The following is a 23,826-nucleotide window of genomic DNA, read 5'->3' on the forward strand; positions in this document are numbered from 1 at the left end:
GCTAAAGGTAGCTTAGCCACCAATCGGTTCGTGTGGCTTTGATGTTGGCGAACCATCGGCAGAGTGGGTAGAGAGAGACTACGACGAAGAGCCAGACCGCGTAGACCACCCAAAGTGGATATCCGAAGTCGGCGGGAAAGAGTTTTTCGGATCCACCCATCGCGGGTGTGGAGCTGAAGAGGATTGGATATGACTGCGCTCCGTAACGAATCCAAGTGGTAAGGAATGACAACAGATGGATGAGATAGAAGTGCGCGATGAAGTAGAAGAGAGGGACGCGTCCGAAGACGATGAGGGGATTGGCAATGCTGAAGCGGTGGCGGTCCAAGCGTGCGAGAACGATGAGGGCCGGGCCAAGTGTCATGAGGAGGTATAGCAGTGACGGCGGATACTTTGTGCAGTTAAGAAAAGATAGAAGCGTGAAGATGACGGAGTGCTGAGGAGACCATTTTTCGGGGTCGCCATAGAGATTGATTGTGCGGAGGATGATGAAAGCTGCTGTGAGCGCGCAGCCGGTTGTGAGGATGATCTTTTGGCGGCGGGCAGGCTCCCGTAGAAAGACGCGGCCGAAGCAAAAGCCTGCGGACATGACGGCGATCCAGGGTACGAGTGGGTAGCCGACGACGATGACTAAGCCATGGACCAGGAAGGCGCCGGGTTGATGGATTACGTTCCAGACAGGGGCGTAACTGGCGAAGGACGCGGCGTTGATCGGGTCGAGAAGATTGTGGAGTGCAATGACGGCGATGCTCAAGAGTGCGAGAAGACGGTAAGGAAGCTTGACTAAGAGGGCCAGCGATACCATGCAGCCGCCTAACTCCCACATGACGAGAAGAAGGACCGGGAAGCGGGAGGCGAAGTTGAAGTTGTAGGCGAGACGCATGACGGTGAGTTCGAGAAAGATCAGCCAGAGTCCTCTCGTTAACAGAAATGTCGATAGCTGAGTTTTGGTGCGGCCGCGCTGGAGCCATAGGAAAGCTCCGAGGCCAGCGGTGAAGGTGAAGACGGGAGCACAGAAGTGGGTGATCCAGCGAGTGAAGAAGAGAAACGGATAGGTGCGGGTGAGATCAGTGGGTGAAAAGAACGTCGCGGAGATGTGAAAGAAATCGCGGGTGTGATCGAGCGCCATGATGATCATGATGGCGCCGCGCAGGGCGTCGATGGATTGTAGACGCGAACTGGGTTGGAGGGTTGTGGACACTTTGGTGGCCCATTATCGCTTAGAGGGATCGTTGGGGTGAAGAATTTTCTGAGGGGCTGGTGCATCTGAGATTAGAAGCGGGTTCAAAGGGAGAAGACGATGCCTGAAGGGGACACAATTTATCGGGCGGCGCGGGCGCTGCAGAAGGCGATTGGGGGCAAGGTGGTGACGGGCTTCGATACTGGGTTGGCGAAGCTGGCGAGGGTGAATGATGATGCTCCGCTGGTGGGGCGGACGGTCGAGAAGGTGGAGTCGCGGGGGAAGTGGTGTTTGATTTTCTTCTCGGGCGATTTGATTTTGGTGACGCATATGTTGATGAGCGGGAGCTGGCACCTTTATCGCACCGGGGAGAAGTGGTGGATGGGGCGGGATCGGATGCGTGTGGTGATTCGGACTGCGGAGTGGGAGGCGGTGGGGTTCAATATTCCGGTGGCAGAGTTTCATACGGCGCGGTCGCTGGAGCGGTCGAGCCAGGTGCCGAAGCTTGGGCCGGACGTGTTAAGCGATGAGTTTACGATGGAGTCTGGTGTGGTTCGGTTGGGTGCGTATGGGAGAGAAAATCCTGATGCAGAGATTGCAGTGGTGCTGCTGAATCAGCGGGTGCTGGCGGGTTTGGGGAATGTTTATAAGAGCGAGGTGGCTTTTGCGGCGGGGGTGAATCCGTTTCGTGCTATGAGGACGATTACGCAGCGCGAGATGGAGATGATGGTGGAGGTATTGCAGAGATATATGAAGGCAAACGTGGTGGATGGCGCTGGAGATGGGATTGTGACTTACTCGGGGAATCGGCGGACGACGCATTCGTCGAATCGCGAGGAAAGGCTTTGGGTTTATGGACGGCAGGGGCAGGAGTGCCGGCGATGTGGGACGGCGGTGATGATGAGGAAGCAGGGGGTGCAGGCGAGGTCGACGTATTGGTGTCCGGAGTGCCAGCCGTGGGTGGGAATGGGAGAGACGGCTGCTCCGGTGGGGAGGGTGACGGTGGTGCGGCGGGGGAAGATTGGGTGTTAGCGTCGCGACTATGTACGCGAATTACGACTCGATCGATCTACTGAGGGGGCGGTGAGGTCTGTTGTTGCGGTTGTTGTTTGTCTTTGCCGTCTTTGTCTTTGCCGCCGCCGAAGATCTTCTGGAAGAAGTTTTTCTTCTTGGGGGTTGCGGCGGGTTGAGTTGAGTCGGGGGCGTTGCCGTCTGGGGGTGTGTTGGGATTGACGCGAACGATGGGCGCGGGCGTTGTGGGTAGTGTGGTGTCAGGAGCGGATCTGCCGCCGAGGCCGAGGATCTTCTGGATGAAATTTTGTGGGCTTTCGCTCATCTGGCTGCAGGTGTTGGTGGGTGCGGTGCCGTCGAGGAAGGCTGCGTAGAGAATGTTGCTGGGGCAGCTGGCGTCGGCGAGGAGGTTGGAGGTTTTATCGATGCGCGCGGTCGTGATGCCAGCGGGTGGGATGAACGCTTTGACGTCGGAGTATTGAGGAAGCAGGATGGCGCGCTTCATGAACTCGGTCCAGATGGGTTCAGCAGCGTGTGCACCTTCGAGCTTGATGTCGGTGTAGTCGTCGTTTCCGACCCAGACGATGCAGATGAGGTTGGACGTGTATCCGGCGAACCATGCATCGTGGCTGGTGCCAGTTTTACCGGCTGCTGGTGCGGTGAAACCATGCCCGCGGGCTGCGGCGGCGGTGCCGTAGTTCATGACGCCTTCGAGCAGGGATTGGGTTAGGTAGGCCGCTCGAGGATCCATGACCTGCTTGGCCTCGGGAGAGAAATCGGAGACGACATCGCCACTGGCGTTGCGGACAGAGGCAAGCATCCAGGGAGTGAGGTGGACGCCGTTGTTGGCGAAAATGGTGTAGGCGCCAGCCATATCGATCGGTGTGGCATTGTAGGTGCCGATGGCCACAGATGGAGTGCCGCGCGCATTCGTAATTCCGGCAGAGCGGGCGAGTGCGGCGACATTGTCGAAGCCGACCATTTGGGCCAGTTCAACTGTGGCCGCGTTGAGTGAGTGAGCGAGAGCGTACGCAGCGGTAACGTCGCCTTTATAGCCGCTGATCTTGTTCTTCGGGGTGTAAGTCTGGCGGCCATTGTCGTAGGTGAAGGTGGTTTCTTCATCGTTGAGCTGAGTGAGAGCCGTGAAGACTCCACTGCCACCGTTCTCATTACTGAGGGACAGGCCATTGAGGGAGCTGTTATAGGCAGCGGCGTAGACGAAAGGCTTGAAGATGGAGCCGGTGGGGCGCTGGGAGACGGCGTGATTCAGTTGGGACAGACCGTAGTTGCGTCCCCCGACGAGCGCGAGTATCTGCCCAGTATGGGGATTCAGAGCTATGAGCGAGACCTGAGGATACGTTATGGGGCCGGGTGCTTCGCCCTTTGGCGTGTTGTGTTGCTTGAGTACTAACTCGTCGACCTTCTTCATTCCTATTTCGATGGCTTCGGAGGCGGCGCGTTGAAGTTCGGGGTCGAGCGAGGTGTAGATGCGGAGACTCTGGTGGGCGAGGTCCTGGTCGCCGATGCGTTTGACGAGCTGGTCGTGGACGAGGTCGACGAAATAGGGAGCCTCGCTCGCGTCGATGTTAGGAGGAGCTAGGCGAAGGGGTTCGGCTTTGGCGCGTTCGGCTTCGCTGGCGGTGATGGCTCCGGTTTCGACCATGGAGTCGAGGACAACGTTGCGCCGTGCCATGGCGCGTTCGGGATGGCGGTAGGGATTAAGACGGGTGGGGGACTGGATGGTGCCGGCGAGGAGGGCGCACTCGGCGAGGTCGAGTTGTTGGAGCGGTTTGCCGAAGAAGGTCTGAGCGGCTTCGCCGAAGCCATTGATGGCGTAGCTGCCGCGTTGGCCGAGGTTGATCTCATTGGCATACATCTCGAAGATCTGCTTTTTGTTGAAGCGATTTTCGAGTTGAAAGGTGATGAGGATCTCGATCATCTTGCGCTTGATGCGCTTTTCCGGCGAGAGGAAGAGATTTTTTGCCAGTTGCTGGGTGAGGGTGGAGCCGCCGCAGGTGCGATGGTGGGTAACGAGGTCAGAGAAAGCGCACTTTGCGATGCGCATGTAGTTGATGCCGCCGTGATTGAAGAAATCGCGATCTTCAATGGCGGTGACGGCCTGGACCATGCGCGGCGGGATTTCGTTGTAGGAGACGAGGCGGCGCTTGGTGCGGTTGTTGTCTTCTGAGAGGGCCGTGATGAGCTGGGGTTCGAGCTCGTAGGCGCTAAGGGTGACCCCGTTTTCGGCGGTGATGCTTTGGACGACGCCGTCGGCGGTGTTGATGGTGGCGCCGTCGGTGTTGTGGTAGCTCTCGGGGCCCGGCTTGATGAAGATGTTGTCCGCGTTAAGCTGGTAGGTACCGAGCTGGGTGTTGGTGTTGTATCCAGCCTGGCGGAGATCCGCAGCGATCATGGCTGCTGAGAGCTTCTGTCCTGCGCGGACCTCGCGCGGTGCGGCGTAGATCTGCGAGACGCTGGCGAAGATCGGGCCCGAGCGGATGCGGTCGTCGACCACGTGCTGGTAGTGGTAGTAGAAGTAGGTGAAGACCGAGCAGCCTACAACGAGGATTGCGAACAACGTTATGAGCGCGATGCGTAGAAGACGCGACTCGAGAGCGAGAGGTTTTGTGCCGGTGCGCGCGTTACTGCCGTATTTGAGTTTGACTGGCAAGAGACTCTTTCGTTAGACGTTTAGAGGCCAGCTGCGGAGAGCGAGTTGTGCAGAGTGGAGATAATCTGGCTGGATACCTTTGCGCTGACCTCGTTGATCGCGACCTCTTCGGTGATGCTTCGAAGACGATCGAGAAATTCTACCTTGCCCTCGACGACTCCGCGACCAATATTGATTCGATAGGGGATTCCGACGAGATCGGCGTCTTTGAACTTGACGCCGGCGCGTTCGTCGCGGTCGTCGAGGAGGACGTCTACGCCTGCGGCTTCGAGGTTTGCGGCGATTTTTTCTCCGGCGGCAAGGAGAGCCTCGTCGCCAATGTTGGTGATGGTGACGACGACCTGGAAGGGGGCGATGGAGGGGTGGAGAGCGTAGGCTGTCCCCTGGTTGGCGGCAGCTGAGGTTTCGATGGCGGCGGTGAGGATGCGCTCGATGCCGATTCCGTAGCAGCCCATGATGGGGGTGACCTCTTTGCCATCACGATTTAGGACGGAGGATCCCATGGACTGGGTGTACTTGCGGCCCAGCTTGAAGATGTGGCCGACTTCGACGGCTTTGCCGAGACGCATGGGTTGGCCGCCGATGGGATCGAGTTCGCCTTCGACGATGTTGCGAACGTCGGCGACGAGGGTTGGCTTGAAGTCGCGCGTGGGCGTGACGTTGCGGAGGTGATACTCCTCCTTGTTGGCTCCGGCGATGAGGTTGGTGCGGCCTTCGAGAGCTTTGTCGAGGATGATGAGGGTGCCGGGTTTCTTCGGATGCGGGGCCGCTTCAAGGCCGATAGGCCCGAGGTAACCGGCCGGGGCTTTGAAGGTGGCTTCGATCTCTTCTGCGACCATGGGGCGAAGTTCGCCGCCTGCGATGGCGAGAAGCTTTGCTTCGTTGAGGGAGTGGTCGCCGCGCAGGAAGACGACTACCGGGCGGAGTTTGCCGAGTTTGGCGTGGTCGGCTTCAGGGAGTTCGACCATGTAGGCCATGGTTTTAATTTGGTGGACGGGAGCCACGTTGAGGAAGGCGCCAACTTCATCGATGGTCCGGTGGCCGGGAGTATGAACCAGCTCGGGGAGGCCGTCGCCGGTGGGGGCGAGGCTTTCGACGAGGGCAAGCTGAGCGGTGGCCTTTTCAATGTTGGCGGCGTAGCCCGAGGGGCTGCTGGCGATGAGGTCTTCACCTGCTTCGGTGTAGACCATGAACTCCTGGGAGGCGGAGCCGCCCATGGCGCCGGAGTCGGCGTCGACCGAGACGAACTGAAGGCCACAGCGGGTGAAGATGCGGCGGTAGGCTACATCGTGCTTGTTGTAAGAGACGTCGAGGCCAGCATCGTCAATGTCGAAGGAGTAAGAGTCCTTCATGATGAACTGGCGGACACGGAGGAGGCCGGATTTGGGGCGGGGCTCGTCACGGAACTTGGTCTGGATCTGGTACCAGATCTGGGGAAGCTGCTTGTAGCTGCGGAGTTCGTTTCGGGCGATGGAGGTCATGACCTCTTCGTGGGTCATGCCGAGGCAGAGGTCGGCGCCTTTGCGGTCCTTGAGGCGAAACATGTTTTCGCCCATGACGGCCCAGCGGCCGGACTCCTCCCATAGCTCGCGGGGATGGAGGGTGGGAAGGAGGAACTCCTGGCCGATGCGGTTCATCTCCTCCCGGACGATGGCGATGATTTTATTGATGGAGCGGTTGCCGAGGAACAGATAACTGTAGATGCCGGCGCCGAGTTGGCGGATGTAGCCGGCGCGGAGGAGGAGCTTGTGGCTGGCGACTTCGGCGTCTGCGGGTGCTTCGCGGAGGGTGGGGATAAAAAGTTGTGACCAGCGATGCATTGTCAAAAAAGGTACTTTCCGGCCCATCGCGGTGGGTCTGCGTGGGCGTTTGAGGATGAGTTCTCATTCTAAACCGGTGGTCGATATTTATTTTTGCGATGAGATTTGTTCTCGCCGATGGAGCATGCAATGGAGTTAGGTCAAGATTGCGGCCTGCTATGTCGTTCATGCGACAGACTTTCTACTTTGATAAAGCGTAGAGTGCAAACAAGCGCATCTACCCGCCTCCTGCAACATGTGGGCAACTCGTCTTTGCAGCCAGAGAGGTGACTCTTGTGCAAAGGACGATAGAGGTGCGGAACAACCAGACTATGCAAGAGCTACAGCCGCGACCAAGGAATCTCATACTGGCCCAGCTGCCGGATGCCGAGTATGAGGCGTTGGCGAGATTCCTTGTGCCTGTGGAGCTACCGCTGGAGACCCGACTCTCCGAGCCGAATGAGCCGATCGAGTTTGTTTATTTTTTGAATAGTGGGCTGATCTCGACGGATGCGCTTACTGAGAAGGGCGAATCCGTGGAGGTCGGGTTGATCGGACGCGAGGGATTCGCGGGGTTGCCGGCACTTCTGGATCAGCCGCAGATGTCGCACTCGGTGCTGATGCAGGGGGTGGGCGAGGGGTTGCGAATCCGGTCCTCTATCGTGAGGGATCAGTTTTTGAAGGGTGGAGAATTCCAGCGGCTGGTGCATTCGTTCGCTTACCTGCAGTTGGTCCAGGCGAGTCAATCGGTGCTTTGCAACAGGATGCATGAGGTAGACGAACGGCTGGCGCGATGGCTGTTGAGTTCGGCCGACCGGATGGAGTCGGATTCGCTGAACCTGACCCAAGAGTTTCTGGCACAGATGCTTGGGGTGCAGCGGTCGACGGTGACGGTTGCGGCGGGGGATCTTCAGAGGGCTGGATTCATTGGGTATAGCCGTGGAAAGATCAACATTTTGGATCGTCCAGCACTGATCAAAAAAGCGTGTGAGTGCTACAGCATTGTCACTTCTTCATACGATCGAATAATTATCAAAAAAGATGTTGATGAATTGAGTTATGTCGATTAGGAGACTGAAAAAGTCTTTTTGTTCTGATACGCTCGGCCGGCGATTGAATATATCAACAGACGTTTTGATCTGTTCAAACCTTTCGAAGAGACTGGTCTGGGAGACTACTATGCCGAAGATTCTTGTGGCAGGACAAGACATTCATTTGCTGGGCACACGGGCTGCTGTGCTGGCGAAGACCGGCGCTGACGTCATCTCCTGCCTAGGCGCGAAGACAGTCGGAATGGTGAAGAGCGAGAGGCCGGATCTCCTGGTGCTCTGTCATTCGTTGTTATCCGAGAATGATGCTGAGTCCATCGCGGACGAGATTCGTGCGTGTTGTAAAGCGACGAAGATTCTGATGGTTCTGTCGGAGTTGGGATCTGAGCTTCCGGTGCAGGATGCAAAGTTTGACGCGATCTGTCCCCCGAATCCTGAGCGTCTGATCGTCCTCGCAAATGAGTTACTGGGTGGCATAATGCCGCATGCTACGCAGGCCGTGAAGAGTAATGGGGCGTCGACAGGGCAGTCTGGGTTGAGTCGAGACTATCGGATGTAGGCGGTTGTGCGGGCCGATTCGTTAGCTGAGTTGCAGCGTCCAGAGGTCGTGGAGATGAACGACGCCCTCTACGTGACCGCCTGGGGCGACGACGATAAGGGAGGTTATTTTCTTGTCTTCCATTAGGGCCAGCGCTGACGAGGCCAGGGCGTTGCCTTCGATCGTTTGAGGATGGAAGTTCATGATTTCGGCGGCGGTGTGTTCGAGGGCGTGGGAGCCATCGCGTTCGAGGAGGCGGCGGAGGTCTCCGTCGGAGATCATGCCCGCGAGATGACCCTCTTTGAGGACGGTGGTCATGCCGAGTTTTTTGCGGGACATCTCGTAGATGACCTGCGGCATGGGCGTGGCGGGAGCCACTTGAGGGAGAGCGTCGCCTGTGTGCATCAGCTCTCTGACGCGGGCGAGGCGCCTGCCGATGCGGCCTCCTGGGTGCAAGTCAGCGAAGTCTTCAGGTTTCCAGCCCCGGAGGCGGCTTACCTCGAGGGCTAGCGCGTCGCCAAGCGCGAGCATGACGGTAGTGGAGGCGGTGGGTGCGAGGTTCAGGGTGCAGGCTTCGGCGGAGACGCTGGCGTCGAGGAAGATGCTGCTTGCCTGCGCGAGCGTGGATGTGTTGCAGCCGCAGATGGCGATGAGTGTGGCTTCGAGGCGCTTGAGGGTTGGAATAAGGCGCAGGAGTTCTTCTGTTTCACCGCTGTAGGAGAGGGCGATGACGATGCCCTTGGGGGCGAGCATGCCGAGGTCACCATGGATGGCCTCGGCCGCGTGTAGGAAGTGAGCCGGCGTTCCGGTGGAACGCAGTGTGGCGGCGATTTTGCGGGCGATGATGCCGCTCTTTCCAATGCCAGTGATGATGATGCGATTTTGAGCAGTTGTGGCTTGAAGGAGATGTTCGGTTGCTCGGCTGAATGGGGCGAGCATCGTGGTGTCGAGGCGAAGGGCGAGTTCGTTGAGGGCTGCGGCCTCGATGCGGACGAACTCAGACGGACGCGGTGAGGCGGGAGGGATAGGGGATTTGCTGGACATAGTGGCCGAACCATGTCGATGCTAGCAGAGGTATGGGATGGCGGCGTGCAAGTTACGGAGAATATTGTCGTTGCACCGTTTAGAGGAGCTTTGCGTCTAAACTGAGAGGGTGGATGTGGCGGGAATGGTGCCGAAAGGATTTCTGACGTGAAGCGGAGTGGATTGGTTTTTGGAGTGATGGTTGTTGGGATTGCGCTGCTGTTATGGGCGGGATGGCATAATCTGCGCGAACGGCGGATTGCGATGCAGCAGGCGCAGGAGAACCATGTGGTTCTGACGCCTGATAAAGGGGGAGCTGCGGCGGCGCAGGCGGACTCGCAGTCGCCTGAAGCGGAAGCGATGCAGATGCGTGGGAAGGTGGCTCCCGGTTTCACGCTTGCGACCCTGGATGGTAAGAAGGTTTCGCTGAGCGATTACAAGGGCCGGCCGGTTCTTGTGAACTTTTGGGCGACGTGGTGTGGGCCATGCAAGGTGGAGATGCCTTGGTTTGAGGAGTTCCGCAAGCAGTACTCGGCGCAGGGTCTTGAGATACTTGGGCTTGCTGATGATGTGGATGCGGGTAAGGACGCGATTGCCAAAGTTGCGCAGAAGACTGGTGTGACCTATCCGATTTTGCTGACTGATGGAAAGATCCAGAAGGCATACGGTGGGCCGGATGGGATGGATTATTTGCCGATGTCGTTCTATGTCGACAAGAATGGTGTGATCGTCGAGGAGACGGCTGGTCTTGGCAGCAAAGATGAGATCGAGGCGCATATCAAGAAGATTGTTGCTTCGGGAGCGATGCCGGCGGCAGGTGGGCAGTGAGGTTGTTGACGACGTTCTTCGCGGGATCCCTGATCGCCGCGCTGCCGGTTACGTTGGTTGCGCAGCAGGTCGGGACTCTTGATGCTCCAGCGGTGAAGCCGAAGTCGTATATTGTCTACGGGGCGGAGCCGCAGAACGTGGCAGCAGGGAAGCGAAGCGTGTTGGAGCTGCATTTTCGGGTGTTGGATGGCTACCATGTCAACTCTCACACTCCAAAGTCGGAGCTTTTAATTCCGACGCGGATTGAGCTGCAGCCGGCAGCGGGGGTGAAAGCTGATGCAGTGGAATATCCCTCCGGCACTTCGTATAGCTTTAGCTTTGACCCGACCGAGAAGCTTGATGTTTATACGGGTGCGTTTACGGTAAAGCTGCCTGTGGTGGCTGAGGCGGGACCGCATAGCGTGGATGGAACACTGCGCTATCAGGCTTGCGATCATGCGGCGTGCTATCCGCCGAAGAGTCTGCCGGTTCAGGTGATATTTAGGGCGAAGTAGACAAGTTTCTGTTGGTAGGCTCGGTACGTCGGCCTGTTTTTCTCGTGGAGTGGTGGCATCATGGAGAAACAGGATAGACAGGAGCGGGCGGACGGGAATGGAAGAATTTCGAAGGCTGACACGGCTGCCGGCGTATGTATTCAACATCACAAGTGAGCTGAAAGCTGCGGCGCGTAAACGCGGCGAGGACATCATTGATTTCGGGATGGGAAATCCCGATGGTGCGACGCCGAAACACATCGTCGACAAGCTGATTGAAGCGGCGCAGCGTACGGCTACGCATCGCTACTCGTTGTCGCGTGGTGTGCCTCGCCTTCGTCGAGCAATTTGCAACTGGTACAAGCGGCGTTATGACGTGGATCTCGATCCTGAGACTGAAGCGATTGTTACGATCGGTTCGAAGGAGGGGATCGCGCATCTTTGTCTGGCGGTGCTGGATGATGAGGATACCGTCGCGGTGCCGAATCCCAGCTATCCGATTCATATCTTCGGGCCTGTGATTGCGGGATCGAAGGTGCAGAGTATTCCGATGCGAGGTGGGACTGCGGAGGCACTGCTAGAGGAGTTGGAGCATGATCTGCCGCGTATGTCGCCGCGGCCGAAGCTCTTGATTTTGAACTTTCCTTCGAACCCTACGGCGCAGTGTGTAGAGCTTTCGTTTTTCGAGCGACTTGTGGCGTTGTGCAAGGAGTTAGGGATCTATATCATTCACGACCTTGCTTATGCGGATATTGTGTTTGACGGGTATCGGGCGCCGAGCATACTTGAAGTGGCGGGTGCGAAGGATATTGCGGTTGAGTTCTTTACGCTCTCAAAAAGTTACAATATGCCCGGTTGGCGGGTGGGCTTCATGGTGGGAAACACCAAGCTGGTCGCGGCTTTGGGGCGCATCAAGAGCTATTTTGACTATGGGACTTTTACGCCAATTCAGGTGGCGGCGATCTGTGCGCTTGATGGACCTCAGGAGTGTGTGGCGGAGATTCGCGATATTTATAAGGAACGGCGGGATGTTTTGGTGCCGGGGCTGAATAAGCTTGGATGGCCGGTGGAGTTGCCGAAGGCTACGATGTTTGCGTGGGCGAAGATTCCGGAACAGTACAAAGGGCTTGGATCTGTTGAGTTTTCGAAGAAGCTGATGCTGGAGGCTAAGGTCGCGGTGAGTCCTGGCGTGGGTTTTGGCGAGCATGGGGATGGGCATGTGCGGTTTTCGCTGATTGAGAATGAGGAGCGGACGCGACAGGCGCTGCGGGGGATTAAGCAGATGTTCAAGGCTGGTTGAAAATTGAGTTTTGCAAAAATATTTGCCCTGGTGAGAGCCAGGGCTTTTTGCTGTTTTGTTGGTGTTTTTGGGGGTGTTTTTGGAAAATGTGGTGTCTTGGCGGTGGTGTTTTGTGGTGATGATCGTGGAGAAGTGTGGTCGTAACGTGGTGCGGTAGCAACGTGTTTTTGAGGGGCGAAAAATACGTCACGGTTTTGAGATTTATTTTTGGGTAGGGTCAGTTGGGTTCTGTGAGGGTGGGATTGGGGTGCCTTGATGGAAGGTTATCTGCCATTGGCCGTTGACGTGCGCCCAGATGGAGCTGCGGCGTGACTGGCCGATGGGCTCTCCGTCGGCGTTGAGTCGGGTTGCGCGGTAGGTCGCGAGGATGATGGTTGGGGATAGCTCTCGTATGGCGAAGTCGGTGAGGAAGGAGGCTGGGCGGGTTGCTTCGTTCTGCAGGTCTTCGAGGATGGAAGCTTTGTCGAAGACTCGTCCGGAGGCGCCGAATTCGAGGAAGTCGTCGGCGAGGAGTGGGGCTACGAGTGCCGGATTTCGCCTTACGGCTGGGTCTACGAGACGTTCTTCGAGTTGCCTGAGTTGGTCCGCTGTATTCATACTGTTCAGCATGCAGGGTAATACACAGCGGGGTGCCGTCTGGCGATGTCTCGTCTTTTCGTTGGTGGTGTGCCTTGTTTTGTTTGGCTGGACGTCGGTCGGGTTCGCACAGTCTGCCGCTGCTCATGTGCCGGAAGAGCCGGCGTTGAATACCTATTCGACACTGGTGCAGGTTCCCGCTCTCGTTCGCAGCAAGGACGGAAAGCTGGTCTTTACGCTTACGGCTGGCGACTTTCAGCTCACTGATGATGGGGTTCCGCAAAAGCTGACTTTGGAGGAGGATACCGGGGGCGAGCCACTTGCTCTTGTGGTTGTGATTGAGACTGGCGGCGCTGGTGCTCGTGTGTTCAACAAGTACGATTCTCTGGCTCCTGGATTGGGGCCGATGCTGGGGTCGATTGTGGGGAATGTTCCGCATCGGGTTGCCGTTGTCACGTTCGACAGTCAACCGACGCTGCTCCAAGATTTCACGCCAAAGATTGATGTGGCTGCGGACGCGATCGAGAGCCTGCGGCCCGATTGCACTCGGCAACATCATCTGGAGCATTGTGCGTCGCCTTTGGCGATTCATGATGTTGGGCTGGGAGATAACGGGGCTGCAATTCTTGATAGTTTGGCGTTCTCCGTCGATCTGCTTCGTAAGCAGCCGGTGGGATATCGCCGGGCTATTCTGCTGATCAGCGAGACGCTCGACCGGGGGAGCACTACGACGCTCGACGAGGCGCTGCGGGCGGTCAGCGATACGAATACGACGATCTACAGCATCGGCTTTTCGACGGGGAAGTCCGAGGCGGCGCACTATGCGGCGAGGGAGCTTCCGACGCAGCCGGGGAAGCCGCATGGGAACTTGTTATCGCTCGAGAATCATCACCCTAATCCTCCCGGCGGATGCATGGCGAAGGATCCGAAGCCTGATCCGGATGCTTCGCAGAACAAGGCGGTGCAGTTGTATGACTGCATGACGCAGCTTGCTCCTCCGTTGGCGTTGGCGAAGATGGCGGCGATTGTGGCGACGGATGGTTTGAAGCAGAACGTGCCTGAGACGGTGGCTCATCTGACGGGCGGGGAATATTTCAACATGTCTGATCCGAAGTACCTTGAGCGCGATCTTGTGGTGATTTCAAACCATATTCCGAATCGATATATTTTGAGTTTTCAGCCGCAGTCGCCGCATCCGGGGCTGCATGCGCTCAGCTTAAAGTTGCCGGATTATTCGGGTATGGCGATTACTGCGAGGGGAAGTTATTGGGCGGATATTGCAGGTGCGGCGAAGTAGTCGGGCAGAGGTGAGTGCTTCGAGAGGAGTCGTTTTGCATGAAGAACCTTTTTGAAGCGACGACGGTGAAGGGGCGGATGGCTGTGCTGAGAGCCGATAGTGCGCGGCAGTGGGGCAAGATGAATGCGGCGCAGGCGATGGAGCATTGCGCAAGGGGAATGGAGTTGGCGCTGGGGGATCGGCGTCCGCCGCGATTGCTGATTGGGCGGATACTTGGGCCAATCATAAAACCGAAAGCGTTTGTGGAAAGTGAGCCGATGCGCAGGAATTCGCCGACTGTGCCGGGGCTTAAGGTGGAAGACGAAACGGATTTTGTGCGTGGGCGGGAGCGGCTTTGCGGGTTAGTCGACCGCTTTGTTGCGAGTGGGCCGGGTGGATGTACTGACCATCCGCATAGCTTCTTTGGGCGGCTTACGCCGGATGAGTGGTCGGCTTGGATGTATAAGCATCTGGATCATCATCTGCGGCAGTTTGGGGTTTAGGCTGCGGGATTCGCAGCCTGGAGGATGTGATGTCCAATGACTTGCGGTGTAATTAAATGGCCTTTTTCAACATGGGCTGGAGCTTCCAGTAGGTGGCGGAGCGCCAAAGCCACTCTACCGGCCCAAACTCGAAGGCCCGGAGCCAGAGGGTGCTGAGGGTTAGATTTATGACCCAGACACTGAGTAGCACATAGTTGACCTGGTAGTAATCGAGTTTTCCGAAGAGCTTCCACGGCCCCCAGAGAAAGACGAACTGGCACAAGACAGAGGTCAGGAGATAGTTGCTGAGTGCGGTCTGCCCAACGGCCGCTATCGGGCGCAGCAGTCGATGGAAGGCGTGGCTCTTGATGATGATAATGAGCGCGGCCGTGACTGCGAGTCCACCAGCCAACTCCGTTAACGGATACGGAAGGTAGACCCATTTATAGATCGTCAAGAAGAAGAATCCGCTTTCATATGCCTTCCAGATTCCTATGATGTAAATGGGGATCGAGACGAGAAAGCCAAGCAGGGCTGTCCAGAGATAGGTGCCGTAGGAGAGTTCTGCGAGAAGGAAGCCGGTTTTGTAGAGTCCCATGCCGATCAACATGGCTCCCACACTTTCAGGCAGGGTGAAAAATGGACTTCGCGAGGCAAAGCTCTTCTCGTAGTTGAAGCCTTCATCGAGCAGGTGATTGAGATAACTGACGTGCGCATCGGCTATCTCTTCGTCAATTTTCTGCTTTGTCACTTCGTGTTTTTTGACCATCTCATTCCACTGCTGCTCTACCTTTTTCTGTTCGGGCGTGAGTGGATGTCCTGCGTTTTGGGCGGCAATGACGGTGGCAGCTTTGCTGCTCAACCTGAATGCCTGCGCCACACCTGTGAACTGCAGCACTCCGTAGGTCCAGAAGACGAGGAGGAGTAAAGAGCCGGCGGTGAAGAGAGTTTTGGGCTTGAGCTTTCGACAGGGATAGAGGAAAAGAAGCGCGGCCGAGCCATACTGGAGGAGAATATCTCCGTTCCAAATAAAGGTGCCGTGAATCAGTCCGAGAACAACCAGCCACATATTACGGCGAAGGTAGACGTCAGCCACTTTATCGGCTGCTCCACGGCGTTCGGCGCGGTCTGTCAACAGAACGACGCCTGCACCGAAGAGCATGGAGAACAAGAAGCGCATCTTTCCTTCAAAGAACATCCATTTGATGAATAGGACGATGAGGTTGAGGTGCGCGTGAGGGCCTGTGAATGCAGGGTTCGGAGGGATGTCGTGAAAAAACATCGGTCCCCCAAAGTCGTCGATGTTCAGGATAAGGATGCCGAGCAGAGCGAATCCGCGTAATGTGTCGACGCTGGAGATGCGTTCTGCCCGTTGGACGGGGGCCACGGCATGGGGAGGTCCAGCAAGCTCTTCTTCTGTGCCGACAGGGGAATAGGAATCCAGTGTGGAGGCAGATGTCGCAATCGATGTCAATGTATAGCCCTCGTTCAAGCGCGATCTTGTGCGAGTATGATTGTCGTTTCAAACCAGCATCAGGCATGGTGTGAACAGCACGACGAACACTCGTGTCTATACAACAATCGCGCTTGTGTTTTATTCCCGAATTTAGGGAAGGGCTTTAAATCAAGAATCGAAGTTGCGACTCCTGGCGGGATGTACGACCTGTCGCTACTTTTTCGTCTGAGCTAACTTCTTTTGGGTTTCGAGGAAGCGGCGGACGCGGTCGAGGGTGCGGGATTTGCCGAAGACTACCATGCTTTCGAGGAGTGGCGGGGACATGGTGCTGCCGGTTAGGATCGCGCGGAGGAGCATGAAGTTTTCTTTGACCGACCACTGCTTTTCTTCGCCTAGTTTTTTTAGGGCGGGCTCGAGGGCTTCGTGGGTCCAGTCGGTGGCTTCTAGGACGGTGAGCTGCTCGGCGGCGAAGGCCAGGGTTTCTTCGGGGGTGCTTTTTTTGGGGACGAAGACTTCGGCTGGCGGCATGATGTCGTCGGCGAAGAGGAAGTGGGTGAGGTTGCCGAACTCGCCGAGGGTTTCGATGCGGGTTTGGACTAGTGGGGCTATTTGTTGCAGGTACGCGTCGCTGAGGATGGTTTCGCGCAGGGCTGCGTAGAAGGACTCGGGGGTGAGGGCGCGAATGTATTCGCCGTTGAGCCACTTTAGTTTGGTGAGGTCGAAGACGGGGCCGCCGAGGCGAATGTTTTTGACGTCGAAGCGGGCGACCATGTCGGGAAGGGTGAAGATGTCGGTCTCGCTTTGCTTGGCGGCGGGCTGCGCGAGCGTGGATTCAGTGGTGGGCGCGGGCATGCCGCCGCCCATGAGGCCCAGGAAGTTGATCATGGCTTCGGGGAGAAAGCCGGCCTGGCGGTAGTAGATGAGGGAGACGGGATTTTTGCGCTTGGAGATTTTGGATTTGTCGAGATTGCGCAGGAGAGGCATGTGCCAGAAGCGGGGGATCTCCCAGCCGAAGGCTTTGTATAGCAGGACGTGCTTGGGGGTGGAGGAGATCCACTCTTCGGCGCGGATGACGTCGGTGATGCGCATGAGGTGGTCGTCGACGACGTTGGCGAGGTGGTAGGTGGGGAAGCCGTCGGACTTCATGAGGACCTGGTCGTCGACGTTGGAGTGCTCGAAGCGGATGACGCCGCGGAGTTCGTCGCGGAACTCGGTGAAGGCGGGGTCGCCGGCGGGGACTTTGAGGCGGACGGTGTAGGCGCGGCCTTCGGCGAGGTAGGCGTCGATTTGTGCCTGTGAGAGTTCGCGGTGGGCGCCGTCGTAGCGTGGGGGGAGCTTGGCCGCGATCTGTCGCTGGCGGAGGGCTTCGAGCTCTTCGGGAGTTTCGAAGGAGCGGTAGGCGGTGCCGTTGGTGAGGAGGAGCTCGACGTGCTCGCGGTAGATTTCGGTGCGCTCGGACTGGCGATAGGGGCCGTAGGGGCCGCCGAGGTCGGGGCCTTCGTCCCATGTGAGGCCGAGCCAGCGGAGGGAGTTGAAGATCTCCTGCTCGGAGGTGGCGACGAAGCGGGCGCGGTCGGTGTCCTCGATGCGGAGGACGAATTTTCCGTTGCGCTGGCGGGCGTAGAGGTAGTTGATGAGGCCGATGTAGGCGGTGCCTACGTGGGGGTCGCCGGTGGGGGAAGGAGCGATGCGGACGCGGATGGGGGCTTCGGTGGTGCTAGTGCTATTCGTCATAAAGGCCAAGAGTTAATGCTAGCAGAGGGAGCTGTCCCGAGGCATGTGCTTGGCTGGCCTGGGTGTTCGGTCGGCGTGGCGTCGCGTCAATGCCTGTTCGCGCTTGTGATCTCCGGGGCGATGTGAGGGATCGCTGCGGGCTGATTGCTACTTGATTTCGCGGACCCAGATGTTGCGGAAGCTGATGGGTTCGCTCTTGTCTCCGTGGGCCTGGAGCTTGATTGGGGCCGTGTCGTACGGTTTGTAGAAGGGCTGACCTATGTAGAGCGTCTGGCCTTTTAGCTCGAAGTGATTTTGGACCAGGACGCCGTTGAAGAAGACTGTGGCATAGGCGGGAGTCTTGAGGGTGCCGTCTGAGTTGAAGGTTGGTGCGGTCCAGATCACGTTGTAGGTCTGCCATTCGCCGGGTTTGCGGTTTGGGTTCGCGAGTGGGATGCCTTGCTTGTAGATGCTTCCGGCCTGACCGTTGACGTAGGTCTTGTTGTTGTAGGAGTCGAGGACCTGGAGCTCGTATCCGTCGTCGCCGGGGCCGGTGGAGGCGAGAAAGACGCCGCTGTTGCCGCGTGCCTGATCGGTGCCGGTGATGTTTTCGGGGATTCTCCACTCGATGTGGAGCTGGTAGTTCTTGAAGGCTTGTTTGGTCTCGATGTTGCCAGTGCCTGGGGCTTTGCTGACGGTGAGTATGCCGTCGGCTACAGTCCATTTGGCGGGGGACTTGTCTTTGGTGGAGACCCATTGGTCGAGATTTTTACCGTCGAATAAGACGATTGCGTCGGAGGGAGGGGCGGCGTCAGTGGCGCCGGGTGTGACGATTGGGGGCACCGGCTCATAGACTTCTGTGTCCTGGTGTTTTGGAGCCGCTGGCTGTTGCGCGGGGAGGGAGGTGGCGAGGGCGGTCAGGATTACGAGGGCTGAGAGATTCATTTGGGAAGAGCACATGATTTTAACGAGGGTACCTGATCTTGTTTGATCGTGAAACTGATCCTAAGCTGAGCGACGCGGAGGGATGGCGGCTGCACCTTCGATTTAGTGACGAAGGCGTTTTCGATTGGGTTTGAGCAAGGTATTTCCCGTATCAGTGAGCAGATCCCCCCTGGTAGAGATGCAAGGTCTTGCATATTCGCAGAATTACCGTGCAAAATCTCTTTTATTTTGAGCACGCGACTTTGGTGATTAACTTGCATAACTGTGGTTGCTCCTCAACTTAGCGCTCGAGCGAACTCCCCATCAATTAGAACGATCTTGATGTGTCTCCAATGCACGTAGGCCCCGGCTTCAAAAATCGCATATTAGGAGAATCACTATGAAGATTTTGCAAATCGCCGCCGTGGCTGCGGTTGGACTTTTTGTCCCTTGCGCACTTCACGCAGCCTCCCTTTGCCCTGCAGTTGGCGACGCAACCGCCGGTTGCGATCTGGTCATCACTGTTACGAACAGCGGAACGACGGTAGCGACTGGACCGAGCTTTGCGCTTGCCGGTGGAACCTATGATGGCTCTGATGACACGCTCATCGGAATCATCAATAACTCAACCAGTGCTCTAAGCTCGATCAGCCTCAGTTCAAACACTGACATCTTCGGTTTCGATGGCGATGGCATCGACACCTTTGGTGTTACCGGCAACTCGAAAGATACAAGCGGCTATGGTGGTCCGGACAGCTTCTACTCGGGGATTAATCCCTCTGCAACGGCTGGGACGGTGGATTTCGTTACGCCGCTTGCTGCTGGCGGAGGAAATACATTTTTCTCTCTTGAGGAAGCGCTGGTTCCGTCTCAGGTAGTTGTGACACCCCCAGCCCCCGCGGTGCCTGAACCGAGTACGCTGGTTTTGCTTGGAACAGGGCTTGTAGGTTTCTGTGGGGCGGTTAAGCGCCGGTTCGCTTTATAGAGCAACTTGTTTAAGTATCTTCGAGTGCCAGCGGGCTCCAGTCCTGCTGGCACTCGAATTTCGCTGTGTAAATTCCTTTTTTTATTGTGTTCTGGTGACAACGATCGCTGATCGTCGGGCCCTTGCTGTTCCAAATTATTTTGAGGATTCCGACAATGAAGCGAAAGAGCCTATTTGTTAGCGTAGCGTTACTGTGTCTGGCGGCCATTGTTTCAGTGCCTGGGGCTTATGCTGCAGGGTCTGAGACTTCGAATCGTACAATCTGTCCTCGTTATCCTGCGGGTAGTAGTTTGGTTGAGCCCAAAGATCTATTCAGCAGTCATGGAATTTTGCAGGTGAGCTTTACTTACGAAACCCGCGTCGATCAGTACGGAAATGTCTTGTACTGCTTCATGAGCGAGGACGGAAGCCAGTCACCCACTCTGCACGTTCGCCCGGGCGATGAGTTGCTGGTGAAGCTCAAGAACGCGCTGCCGCCATCTACTACGCCTTCTTATCAAAAGCATGCAATGGCGGGCATGAGCACGCTCCCTGAATTCAGCATCTCAGGGCAGTCTCATGAGGCGTCTCCAAACTGCGGTGGAATGGTCATGACGGACACATCCACGAATCTTCACTATCACGGGACGAATACACCGCCGATCTGTCATCAGGATGAAGTGATTAAAACGCTTATCAATGCAGGGGAGACATTTCAGTACGATGTGCATTTTCCTCTTGATGAGCCTCCGGGACTCTACTGGTATCATCCGCACGTTCACGGAATCTCCGAGGCAGCGGTCCAGGGAGGTGCCTCAGGCGCCATCATCGTCGAGGGCATTGAAAATATTAATCATGATGTGGCAGCATTGCCGGAGCGCACCCTGATTGTTCGAGACAACCTGGTCCCTGGGGCTCCTAATGCCGATGATGTGCCGGCGTGGGATCTTTCGCTCAACTATATCCCGGTGGTTTACCCGGAGTACCAACCCGCAGTAATTCCAGCCAAGCCAATGCAGAAGCAGTTCTGGCGGGTGGTAAACGCGGCGGCAGACACGATCCTTGATCTGCAGGTCCAGTACGACGGTGTAGCGCAAGACCTTGAGATCGTCGCGATTGATGGCGTTCCGACCGGGTCGCAGGATGGAAGATCTGGAGGAAGAACACTATCCAGGAAGCATTTTCTTCTTGCACCAGCAGCTCGTGTTGAGTTCATCCTGAGAGCGCCACCTAAGAGTGTGAAAAATGCCACTCTGCTTACCTTGAATGTCGATACGGGGCCGGACGGAGATAACGACCCGCAACGGCCGCTCGCGGCGATCAAGGTTAGCGACGCGGCGAAAAATCCTTCGCTTGCTGTTGGCGCGGTCTCGGCACCACCACCACTGCATATGCGTTTTCAGGGATTGTCGGAAGCGAAGCCTGTGAAGCAGAGGAAACTTTACTTCTCCGAGGTGCTCACCGATCCGACCGATCCTAACAGCCCAACTAATTTTTTCATTACCGTGGATGGAGCGACACCAACGCTTTTCGATCCCGACAACCCGCCTGCGATCATTACGACCCAGGGGTCAGTCGAAGACTGGACGATTGAGAACCGTGCTCTTGAAAACCACGAGTTTCATATTCACCAGATTCATTTTCTTGTTCTCGAACGTGACGGCAAGCCGGTCGAAGGGGAGTATCGCGACATGATCAACGTACCCTTCTGGAGCGGAAGTGGATCCTACCCGAGCGTGAAACTAAGGATGGACTTCCGTGGGCCCGACATCGGAGACTTCGTGTACCACTGTCACATCCTGGGGCATGAAGATAGCGGAATGATGGCTATCATTCGTGTGCTCCCCCAGGGCAGACCGACTCAGTGAATTTGGCTTGCGAGTGAACGCAGGCGGTACTCAGGAGTTGCGAGCGGTGCGTACGGCGGCGGCTAGTTCGGCGAGGGCGGCTTTGGTTTCAGGCCAGTCGATGCAGGCGTCGGTGATGGATTGGCCGTAGACGAGGGGCTGGCCGGGGACGAGTTTTTGCGCGCCTGCGACGAGGTTGCTTTCGAGCATGACGCCGATGATGCGCTTGTCGCCTGCGGCGATCTGGGTGGCCACGTTGCGGGCGACCGCTGACTGTTGAGTGTGGTCTTTGTGGCTGTTGGCGTGGCTGCAGTCGATCATGACCTGTGGGAGGATTCCGGCTTTCTCCATTTGCTTGCAGGTCTCTTCGACGGCAGCGGCGTCGTAGTTGGTGGTGTTTCGGCCTCCGCGAAGGATGATGTGGCAGTCGCGGTTCCCCTTGGTGACGAAGATGGCGGTCTGGCCATGCTTGGTGTGGCCGAGGAAGTTGTGCGCCTGACCGGCGGAGAGGATGGCTTCGATGGCGATCTGCACGTTGCCGGACGTGCCGTTTTTGAAGCCGACGGGGCAGGAGAGACCGGAGACAAGTTCGCGGTGGACCTGGCTTTCGGTCGTGCGGGCGCCGATGGCTCCCCAGCTGACAAGGGAGGAGACGTACTGGGGGGAGATCATGTCGAGGAATTCGGTGCCGGCGGGAACGCCTATTTCGGCGAGGTCGAGGAGGAGATGGCGGGCCTGCCGGAGGCCGTCGTTGATCTGGAAGGACTCGTCGAGGTACGGGTCGTTGATGAGACCCTTCCAGCCGAGGGTAGTGCGGGGTTTTTCGAAGTAGACGCGCATGATGATGCAGAGATCGCGCGAGTGTTCGGCGATTGCGGTTTTGAGGAGGTCGGCGTACTCGCGGGCGGCGTCGGTGTCGTGGATGGAGCAGGGGCCTACGACTACCAGCAGACGAGGGTCTTCGCCGTGGATGATTTTGATGATTTCGGTGCGGGCTTTATGGACAGTCGCGGAGGCGGCTTCGGTGATGGGGAGTTCTTCTTCGAGAGCGACGGGCGGGAGGACGACTTTTGTCCAGGTAATGCGAAGGTCATCGGTGGGAAAGAGCATGGGTCTCGCTTGCTTTGATCAGATGAAGCGGCATTCCGCTGTGAGGCTGGTGAAACTTTGAATATCACTTCATCTTATAGCCTCGGGGTTGGTGGTTGGGTAGCGGCGGGCTCGGTGCTAATAGAATGGTGACTGCGGCCCAATTTCAAATGGGCCGCGATTGAGTGCACGACGCAACAGGAAAGGTTCTCCACGTGAAGGCATTGGTAAAAAGCCGCGAAGAACGCGGCCTTTGGCTCGAAGATGTTCCGGAGCCTGAGATGGGCATCAACGACGTCAAGATTCGTGTTCTGGCTACGGGTATCTGCGGGACCGACCTACATATCTACGAGTGGGATGCGTGGGCTCGTTCGACGATCAAGAAGGGTTTGACGATTGGGCATGAGTTCGTGGGCGAAGTGGTGGCCGTGGGCTCGAACGTAACCGACATTCCGATTGGCCAGCTTGTGAGTGGAGAGGGCCACGTGGTTTGTGGGCGCTGCAGGAACTGTCTTGCGGGGCGGCGTCATCTTTGCGCTCATACGCTGGGTGTGGGCGTGAATCGTAATGGGGCGTTCGCGGAGTTTGTTGTGCTGCCGATGTCGAACATCTGGATTCATAGCGCTGGGGTGCCGCATGAGATCGCAGCGATCTTCGATCCGCTGGGCAATGCGGTTCATACGGCGCTGGCGTTTCCGGTGCTTGGCGAAGATGTGCTGGTGACGGGAGCGGGGCCGATTGGGATTATGGCGGCTGCAGTGGCTCGGCATGCGGGGGCTCGCCATGTGGTGATCTCGGATCCGAATGAATATCGCAGGGCGTTGGCGGAGAAGGTGGGGGTGACGCTTGCGGTGGATCCTCGCGCGACTCCGCTGAAGGAGGTTCAGCAGAAGTTGCGGATGCAGGAGGGATTCGATGTTGGGTTGGAGATGTCGGGTAATCCAAATGCGTTTCGCGACATGCTGGCGAATATGAGCCATGGAGCGAAGATCGCGATGTTGGGAATTCCGTCGGAGGATATTTCGATTAATTGGAACCAGGTGGTGTTCAACCAGCTGACGATTCGCGGGATCTACGGGCGGGAGATGTATGAGACCTGGTACAAGATGACCGTGATGCTTCAGAGTGGGTTGGATATCTCGGGTGTCGTTACGCACCGGATGAACTGGCGGGACTATGAAGATGGATTTTCGGCGATGCGCTCGGGGAACTCGGGGAAGGTGATACTCGACTGGAGCGACGTTGCTTAGGTTGTTTGAGCCGGATTGAGTTGTGTCAGACACAGGATGTGACATCCACCACGGCGTTGCTCCAGGTTTTAGCGGACAGGCGGTGGTGGATTTTCTTTGGCTGGCGGAGGGTCCTCCGCAGGAGCGGTTAGGATCTGCGGCGATGATTTTTGTCTTGGCGATCAACAAATTTCGCATAATTTTCGATTGCGTGGTCTGGGCTACGGGGCGGGCTGCTCTGTAACCTTAGTTAGAGATTTGCGTCAAACTGTGCGGTGACAGAAAGTTGAACATTTCAGACGAGTAAGCGCCTATTATCTGATTCACTGCAACCCAGGCTTTTCAACCGAAGCGCACGTTCAAATTCTGATAGGGCTAAGAGTGGAGACAAGCGACTG

General features: G+C 57.1%; 21 protein-coding genes. 12 read left to right on the forward strand and 9 right to left on the reverse strand.

Going from position 1 to position 23,826, the window contains the following annotated elements:
- Nucleotide 1: 1 nt before the first annotated feature.
- On the reverse strand, nucleotides 2-1,201 hold the full coding sequence (locus HDF14_RS18130) for a DUF1624 domain-containing protein (RefSeq protein ID WP_313899618.1): 1,200 nt from the start codon (nucleotides 1,199-1,201) through the stop codon (nucleotides 2-4).
- Between the two features lie 99 nt (nucleotides 1,202-1,300).
- On the opposite strand from HDF14_RS18130, the gene HDF14_RS18135 reads away from it, so the two are divergent.
- Complete coding sequence (locus tag HDF14_RS18135; protein WP_183979424.1) at nucleotides 1,301-2,212, forward strand: Fpg/Nei family DNA glycosylase; 912 nt, start codon at nucleotides 1,301-1,303, stop codon at nucleotides 2,210-2,212.
- A 37-nt stretch (nucleotides 2,213-2,249) separates the two neighbouring features.
- Here the strand turns inward: HDF14_RS18135 and HDF14_RS18140 are convergent, their stop codons facing one another.
- Both HDF14_RS18140 and HDF14_RS18145 read right to left on the reverse strand, forming a co-directional pair.
- On the reverse strand, nucleotides 2,250-4,862 hold the full coding sequence (locus HDF14_RS18140) for a transglycosylase domain-containing protein (RefSeq protein ID WP_183979425.1): 2,613 nt from the start codon (nucleotides 4,860-4,862) through the stop codon (nucleotides 2,250-2,252).
- Between the two features lie 20 nt (nucleotides 4,863-4,882).
- Entirely contained in the window at nucleotides 4,883-6,682 is a 1,800-nt protein-coding gene (locus HDF14_RS18145) for a proline--tRNA ligase (RefSeq protein WP_183979663.1), read from the reverse strand.
- A gap of 311 nt (nucleotides 6,683-6,993) precedes the next feature.
- Here HDF14_RS18145 and HDF14_RS18150 point away from each other — a divergent pair, with 311 nt between their 5' ends.
- On the forward strand, nucleotides 6,994-7,731 hold the full coding sequence (locus HDF14_RS18150) for a Crp/Fnr family transcriptional regulator (RefSeq protein ID WP_183979427.1): 738 nt from the start codon (nucleotides 6,994-6,996) through the stop codon (nucleotides 7,729-7,731).
- A gap of 109 nt (nucleotides 7,732-7,840) precedes the next feature.
- A complete protein-coding gene (locus HDF14_RS18155) occupies nucleotides 7,841-8,269 on the forward strand; it encodes a hypothetical protein (RefSeq protein ID WP_183979429.1) in 429 nt (142 codons plus the stop codon).
- Between the two features lie 21 nt (nucleotides 8,270-8,290).
- Here the strand turns inward: HDF14_RS18155 and HDF14_RS18160 are convergent, their stop codons facing one another.
- Nucleotides 8,291-9,292 (reverse strand): KpsF/GutQ family sugar-phosphate isomerase, encoded by a 1,002-nt coding sequence (locus HDF14_RS18160; RefSeq protein ID WP_183979431.1) that lies wholly within the window; start codon nucleotides 9,290-9,292, stop codon nucleotides 8,291-8,293.
- A gap of 147 nt (nucleotides 9,293-9,439) precedes the next feature.
- Between HDF14_RS18160 and HDF14_RS18165 the strand changes: the two genes are divergently transcribed.
- The 3 genes from HDF14_RS18165 to alaC all read left to right on the forward strand — a co-directional run bounded on the left by HDF14_RS18165 (nucleotide 9,440) and on the right by alaC (nucleotide 11,872).
- Nucleotides 9,440-10,099 carry a TlpA family protein disulfide reductase gene (locus HDF14_RS18165; RefSeq protein WP_313899619.1) on the forward strand — a complete coding sequence of 220 codons (660 nt, stop codon included), beginning with the start codon at nucleotides 9,440-9,442 and terminating at the stop codon, nucleotides 10,097-10,099.
- On the forward strand, nucleotides 10,096-10,593 hold the full coding sequence (locus HDF14_RS18170) for a protein-disulfide reductase DsbD N-terminal domain-containing protein (RefSeq protein ID WP_313899620.1): 498 nt from the start codon (nucleotides 10,096-10,098) through the stop codon (nucleotides 10,591-10,593). The genes HDF14_RS18165 and HDF14_RS18170 overlap by 4 nt, the downstream gene beginning before the upstream one ends.
- Nucleotides 10,594-10,690: 97 nt before the next feature.
- The gene (gene alaC, locus HDF14_RS18175) at nucleotides 10,691-11,872 is read left to right on the forward strand and encodes an alanine transaminase (RefSeq protein ID WP_183979432.1); all 1,182 of its coding nucleotides are present in this window, start codon (nucleotides 10,691-10,693) and stop codon (nucleotides 11,870-11,872) included.
- 201 nt (nucleotides 11,873-12,073) lie between these two features.
- On the opposite strand, the gene HDF14_RS18180 is transcribed toward alaC, so the two are convergent.
- Nucleotides 12,074-12,469 (reverse strand): DUF4440 domain-containing protein, encoded by a 396-nt coding sequence (locus HDF14_RS18180; protein ID WP_183979434.1) that lies wholly within the window; start codon nucleotides 12,467-12,469, stop codon nucleotides 12,074-12,076.
- A 10-nt stretch (nucleotides 12,470-12,479) separates the two neighbouring features.
- Here HDF14_RS18180 and HDF14_RS18185 point away from each other — a divergent pair, with 10 nt between their 5' ends.
- Both HDF14_RS18185 and HDF14_RS18190 read left to right on the forward strand, forming a co-directional pair.
- Nucleotides 12,480-13,745: a VWA domain-containing protein gene (locus HDF14_RS18185; protein ID WP_183979436.1), complete on the forward strand. Its 1,266-nt coding sequence runs from the start codon at nucleotides 12,480-12,482 to the stop codon at nucleotides 13,743-13,745.
- Nucleotides 13,746-13,783: 38 nt separating this feature from the next.
- A complete protein-coding gene (locus HDF14_RS18190; RefSeq protein WP_183979438.1) occupies nucleotides 13,784-14,227 on the forward strand; it encodes a DUF1569 domain-containing protein in 444 nt (147 codons plus the stop codon).
- A 52-nt stretch (nucleotides 14,228-14,279) separates the two neighbouring features.
- Here the strand turns inward: HDF14_RS18190 and HDF14_RS18195 are convergent, their stop codons facing one another.
- The 3 genes from HDF14_RS18195 to HDF14_RS18205 all read right to left on the reverse strand — a co-directional run bounded on the left by HDF14_RS18195 (nucleotide 14,280) and on the right by HDF14_RS18205 (nucleotide 18,320).
- A complete protein-coding gene (locus tag HDF14_RS18195; protein ID WP_183979440.1) occupies nucleotides 14,280-15,680 on the reverse strand; it encodes a DUF418 domain-containing protein in 1,401 nt (466 codons plus the stop codon).
- 195 nt (nucleotides 15,681-15,875) lie between these two features.
- Nucleotides 15,876-17,396: a glutamate--tRNA ligase gene (gene gltX, locus HDF14_RS18200; protein ID WP_183979442.1), complete on the reverse strand. Its 1,521-nt coding sequence runs from the start codon at nucleotides 17,394-17,396 to the stop codon at nucleotides 15,876-15,878.
- Between the two features lie 147 nt (nucleotides 17,397-17,543).
- Nucleotides 17,544-18,320 carry a 3-keto-disaccharide hydrolase gene (locus HDF14_RS18205; RefSeq protein WP_183979444.1) on the reverse strand — a complete coding sequence of 259 codons (777 nt, stop codon included), beginning with the start codon at nucleotides 18,318-18,320 and terminating at the stop codon, nucleotides 17,544-17,546.
- Nucleotides 18,321-18,699: 379 nt separating this feature from the next.
- Here HDF14_RS18205 and HDF14_RS18210 point away from each other — a divergent pair, with 379 nt between their 5' ends.
- Nucleotides 18,700-19,284 carry a PEP-CTERM sorting domain-containing protein gene (locus HDF14_RS18210; RefSeq protein ID WP_183979446.1) on the forward strand — a complete coding sequence of 195 codons (585 nt, stop codon included), beginning with the start codon at nucleotides 18,700-18,702 and terminating at the stop codon, nucleotides 19,282-19,284.
- Between the two features lie 155 nt (nucleotides 19,285-19,439).
- Nucleotides 19,440-21,131, forward strand: coding sequence for a multicopper oxidase family protein (locus tag HDF14_RS18215; RefSeq protein WP_183979453.1), 1,692 nt, complete (start codon nucleotides 19,440-19,442; stop codon nucleotides 21,129-21,131).
- Nucleotides 21,132-21,161: 30 nt separating this feature from the next.
- On the opposite strand, the gene HDF14_RS18220 is transcribed toward HDF14_RS18215, so the two are convergent.
- Entirely contained in the window at nucleotides 21,162-22,220 is a 1,059-nt protein-coding gene (locus tag HDF14_RS18220) for a 3-deoxy-7-phosphoheptulonate synthase (protein ID WP_183979456.1), read from the reverse strand.
- Nucleotides 22,221-22,414: 194 nt separating this feature from the next.
- On the opposite strand from HDF14_RS18220, the gene tdh reads away from it, so the two are divergent.
- The gene (gene tdh / locus HDF14_RS18225) at nucleotides 22,415-23,449 is read left to right on the forward strand and encodes an L-threonine 3-dehydrogenase (RefSeq protein ID WP_183979458.1); all 1,035 of its coding nucleotides are present in this window, start codon (nucleotides 22,415-22,417) and stop codon (nucleotides 23,447-23,449) included.
- Between the two features lie 22 nt (nucleotides 23,450-23,471).
- Nucleotides 23,472-23,672 (forward strand): hypothetical protein, encoded by a 201-nt coding sequence (locus HDF14_RS18230; RefSeq protein ID WP_183979460.1) that lies wholly within the window; start codon nucleotides 23,472-23,474, stop codon nucleotides 23,670-23,672.
- Nucleotides 23,673-23,826: the final 154 nt, after the last annotated feature.

It is taken from the genome of Tunturiibacter gelidiferens, assembly GCF_014201335.1.
Taxonomy (GTDB): Bacteria; Acidobacteriota; Terriglobia; order Terriglobales; family Acidobacteriaceae; genus Edaphobacter; species Edaphobacter lichenicola_E.